This is a genomic window from Bellilinea sp. (genome assembly GCF_034432615.1).
Taxonomy (GTDB): domain Bacteria; phylum Chloroflexota; class Anaerolineae; order Anaerolineales; family Anaerolineaceae; genus Bellilinea.
Window position 1 is genome coordinate 1 of the sequence record NZ_DAOUBL010000314.1, and the last position, 4,887, is coordinate 4,887.

4 protein-coding genes are annotated in these 4,887 nt (G+C 51.6%); all 4 read left to right on the forward strand.

Annotated features, from left to right (window positions below; all coding sequences use genetic code 11):
- On the forward strand, positions 1-697 hold a 697-nt coding region (locus VAE48_RS14245; protein WP_322793994.1), incomplete at its 5' end, for a molybdopterin oxidoreductase family protein.
- 82 nt (positions 698-779) lie between these two features.
- A complete protein-coding gene (locus VAE48_RS14250) occupies positions 780-2,738 on the forward strand; it encodes a molybdopterin-dependent oxidoreductase (RefSeq protein WP_322793995.1) in 1,959 nt (652 codons plus the stop codon).
- A gap of 35 nt (positions 2,739-2,773) precedes the next feature.
- On the forward strand, positions 2,774-3,316 hold the full coding sequence (locus VAE48_RS14255) for an NADP oxidoreductase (protein ID WP_322793996.1): 543 nt from the start codon (positions 2,774-2,776) through the stop codon (positions 3,314-3,316).
- Between the two features lie 15 nt (positions 3,317-3,331).
- Positions 3,332-4,756 (forward strand): Ni/Fe hydrogenase subunit alpha, encoded by a 1,425-nt coding sequence (locus tag VAE48_RS14260; RefSeq protein WP_322793997.1) that lies wholly within the window; start codon positions 3,332-3,334, stop codon positions 4,754-4,756.
- Positions 4,757-4,887: the final 131 nt, after the last annotated feature.

Genomic DNA, 4,887 nt, shown 5'->3' on the forward strand with positions numbered 1-4,887 from the left:
CAAAGCTGTTGAACCGGTCGGTCAATCCCGCCCCGATTGGCAGATCATCAGCGACCTGGCGCAGCGCGTGATTGCCGCGAGCGAGCGAAAACCCGCCCCAGCGCCTCAGGCCGGCTGGCAGTATTCCTCGCCTGCTGAAATCATGGATGAGGTTGCCAGAGTTACTCCATCCTATTCAGGCGTCAGTTTCGAACGGTTAGATCGTGGAGAAAATCTGCATTGGCCGGTCAAAGGCTACGATCACCCCGGCACCCCCATTCTACACATCGGGCAGTTCACCCGTGGCAAAGGCCTCTTCTCGCCAACCACCGATGTTCCACCCGCCGAAAGGCCGGATGCAGAATTCCCCATGCTGATGAACACCGGCCGGGTTTTGTATCACTGGCACGGTGGCGAAATGACCCGCCGCGCCAAAGGTTTGATGGAAGTTTATCCTCAACCATTGATTGAATTGAACCCCGAAGACGCCTTGCGTCTTGGCATTAACGGAAATCGCAAGGTGCGGGTTACTTCTCGTCGTGGCAGCATTGTTTCAGAAGCCTGGGTGACAGACCGGGTACCAGAAGGAATGGTTTATGCCAACTTCCACTTCCCGGAAGCCAACGCCAATGAGTTAACCATCGCGGCGCTGGATCCGATTGCGAAAATCCCAGAATTCAAAATTACAGCTGTAAAGGTCGCTTTAGCGGAAGAGTAAGTTGGAAAATGTCTGTTTTACCGGTATGGGTCTATTCGAGCATAGAATCATTCACTAATCTTTGAGAAGGAGAGTGTCTGGAATGATTACCCTGACAATTGACGGCCAAAAAATCGAGGTTCCGGAAGGCACCACCGTCTTGAACGCTGCTCGAAAAGCGGGCATCCATATACCCACCCTATGTGATCATCCGCACCTGAAGCCCTATGGCGGATGTCGGTTGTGTATGGTTGAGATTGAAGGTTTTCGTACCTTACAGGCCTCCTGTACTATACCGGCAAGTAACAACATGGTGGTTCGAACCACCTCTGATCAAATCCGCAAAGCCAGAAAATTCGTCCTGACTCTGATATTTAGTGAGCGAAATCACTTTTGCCCATATTGTCAGGTCAGCGGCAGCGATTGCGAGCTGCAAAATGCCGCTTATGGGGAGGGAATGACCCACTGGCCATTACAACCCAACTGGCAGCCCTACCCGATGGACGCTTCTCACCCGTACTTTATTCTGGAACATAACCGCTGCATCCTGTGCCGGCGCTGCATCCGCGCCTGTTCGGAATTAGTGGGAGCAAACACCCTGGGGGTCGAAGAACGCGGTGCAAAGACCTTCGTGATTGCCGACCTGAATGTACCTCTGGGTGAAAGCTCTTGTGTATCCTGCGGGATGTGCGTTCAGGTTTGCCCCACCGGTGCATTGATTGACCGGCGCAGCGCATATCGCGGTCAAAACACCACCGTAGATCACCATCAAACCGTTTGTGTAGGCTGTTCGGTCGGCTGTGGTTTGGATATCCTCACCCGTGATCAACAGTTGATTCGCATTGATGGCAATTGGGACGCCAAAGTGAACGGCGGGGTAACCTGCAAAGTTGGTCGCTTTTACCCGGCTTTTGATGATCGTGAACGGATCAAAACACCGCTGGTACGCAAAAACGGCACGCTTCAGCCGGTTTCATGGGAAGAAGCACTGAATGCAGCTGCCGAGAAGATCAAGACAGCTTCCGGGGATGGCCTCGCTGCGCTTGCATCTACCCGCCTGCCGCTCGAAAGCCTGGCTCTCTTCCGCCAGTTATTCGCTGACCGCTTGCGCAGCGAGATGGTCACGTCCACCGAGGAAGGAAGCCGCACGGCAATCCTCTCCAAATGGGCTGAAAAACTGGGCAAGGCTTTTGAAGGTAACATTGATCAGGTTCACGAAGCCGGAGCCTTCTTCATCATGGGTGCTGATCTCATCAATGAACATGAAGTTTTGGGCTTTTTCATCCGCAGGCGATTCCCTGAAGGGATTAAATTGATCGTGGTGGACGAAGATCAAAATCAGCTGGGCGATCTCGCCCATTGTGCCTTGACCCCCCAAAAGAAATCCCTGGCTGTCTTGCTGAAGGGGTTAATCGCCGCTGTAGCCAAACTCGGCCAAAATCGCATCCCCTTTGAAGGTCAACCAGATGAAGAAGTGCAAAAGGCCAGTAGCGCTTGTGGTGTGGCCTCGGATCTGTTATTAGAAGCAGCTTTCCAGTTGACCAATAGCGAGAAACCGATCATCATCTACGATCCGGCTATGACGAATGATGAAATGATGAGCCTGCTGATTACCCTGAGTCAGACAACTGGGGCTACCATGATCAGCATCAAAGGCGGAGCAAATGCCATGGGTGCTGCTCAACTGGGCATGGATAAATCCTTCAAGCTGAATGGTCATCAGGTAGCCTACATTGCCATCGGCGACGAAGAACCAAAAGAAAAGCTCATTCAGCAGATTGAAAATTGCTCAGGTATCATCGTTCAGGCCAGTTACTACTCCCGCTTAACCGCTATGGCAGATGTTGTCCTGCCAGTTGTGAACTGGCTGGAACAGGATGGGCATTTTATCAACCTGGATGGCAGGTTGCAGACCGCAACGAAAGCCCTCCAACCGCCCGAAACCGTGTGGACAAATGAAGCGGTGCTTACTGCACTTGCAGAGAAACTTGGTATGATAATAGAAAGTGACTGGGAAAGCGTTGCTACTCAACGGCCCTCTCCAGTCAGCATTGCTGCCTGAGATTTATCGTCAGATAACAGAAAGGAGAAACGATTATGAGTAAGCCGAAAGTTGCATCTGATTGGATGGCAGGTTGTGCTGGCTGTCACATGTCTCTTTTGGACATGGATGAACGCATTATTCAGATTGCAGAGCTGGTGGACTTGCGTTCCACGCCGATAACCGACCTGAAACACCCGGATGAAAGCGGTGTGGATGTTGGAATCTTGGAGGGCGGTATCAATAATACCAGTAACGAAGAAGTCGCAAAAATGATGCGCAAACGCTGCAAGATCCTGGTTGCGCTGGGAGATTGTGCTGTGTTCGGAGGTGTTCCGGCTATGCGCAATTTCTTTACCATTGAAGAAACCCTGCGCCGGGCTTATGTTGAAACCGAAAGTACCGATTCAGAAGGAAAAATTCCAGACGACCCCGAGCTGGCAAAACCAACCCGTGTGCGGGCGGTTCATGAAGTTGTGCCGGTGGATATTTTTGTGCCCGGTTGCCCGCCAGATGCAGATACGATCTTCTATGTCCTTTCAGAACTGGCACAGGGCCGCCGCCCGGTTATGAAAGACGACAAACTGCACTGGCACTAAACGGAGGCTAAGATTATGACTACACAGAAAATCACTATTGAACCGGTAACCCGGATTGAAGGTCATGCTAAAGTGACCATTCACCTGACACCAGAGGGGAATGTAGACCGGGCATACTTGCATGTCAATGAATTCCGCGGGTTCGAAAAATTCTGCGAAGGGCGCATGGTTTTTGAAATGCCCACCATCACCCCGCGAATTTGCGGTATTTGCCCCGTTTCTCATCATTTGGCGGCTGCCAAAGCCGGTGACGAGGTGTATGGCTCACCCCCTCCCCGTCCCGCTCAATTGCTGCGGGAACTGATGCACATGGGACAAATCATCCAAAGCCACGGCATGCATTTCTTTGAATTAGCCGGCCCGGATTTACTGCTCGGCTTTGACGCCGATCCGGCCATACGAAATGTGGTCGGTTTGATACAAACCAATCCCGAACTGGCTTTGAAAGCTGTCAATTTACGCAAGTACGGGCAGGAAATTATCCACATTCTCGGCGGACGACGGATTCACCCCGTTTTTGCCGTCCCCGGCGGAGTCAATAAAACCTTAAAAGTTTCCGAGCGGGATACCATTTTGGCGGGCCTGGATGAAGTCATCTCTGCAATCCAATTGGGGATTCAAATCTTCAAGGGCTGGGCCGAAAAGAATCGCGAGGACATTGATAAATTTGCTGTTTTCCCAACCGGTTACCTGGGCCTGGTCAAAGCCGGTAATACCCTCGAATTGTTTGATGGGGATGTACGCCTGATTGATTCAAGTGGAAAACAATTAGAACTGTTTGACGGGCGCAAGTATCTGGATTACATTGCTGAACATGTCGAATCCTGGTCGTATTTGAAGTTCCCCTACTACAAAAAGCTGGGCTATCCGGCGGGTGTGTATCGCGTGGGGCCGTTAGGCAGATTGAATGCCAGCGATCGCATCGCTACACCACTTGCAGATGCTGAGCTGCGCGAGTTTAAGGCTCTCAACAGCGGAAAACCGGTAGAAAATACCCTTTACTACCACTATGCCCGCCTGATTGAAGCACTTTATGCAGCAGAGAACGTGCGCGTATTGTGCGAAGATCCGGATATCCTCAGCACGGATATTCTCAACACCCGTCAGAATTTCCAAGGCGAAGGAGTTGGTGTCATTGAAGCCCCCAGAGGAACATTGTGGCATCATTACTGGGCGAACCCCAACGGTCAGCTAAAGCGTGTTAACATGATTGTTGCTACCGGCAACAACAACTGGGCAATGAGCCACGCAGTGGATAGCGTTGCCAAAACTTATATCAACGGGCAGCAGATTCGTGAAGGCCTGTTGAATCGCGTGGAAGCGGCCGTGCGGGCATACGATCCCTGTCTTTCCTGCTCCACCCATGCAGTCGGCCAAATGCCCATCACCGTTGAAATGGTTGATGATCAGGGTAATTTATTAAAGACGATCACCCGATAGCATGGATACGGATCAGAACGAACAAAAGCAGCAGGTTCCTGTTCCTTCATTACATCCACAACAGGAACCTGCTGTGGAACGAATCCTCATGCTGGGGTATGGCAACCTGGACCGCCAGGACGACGGTGTTG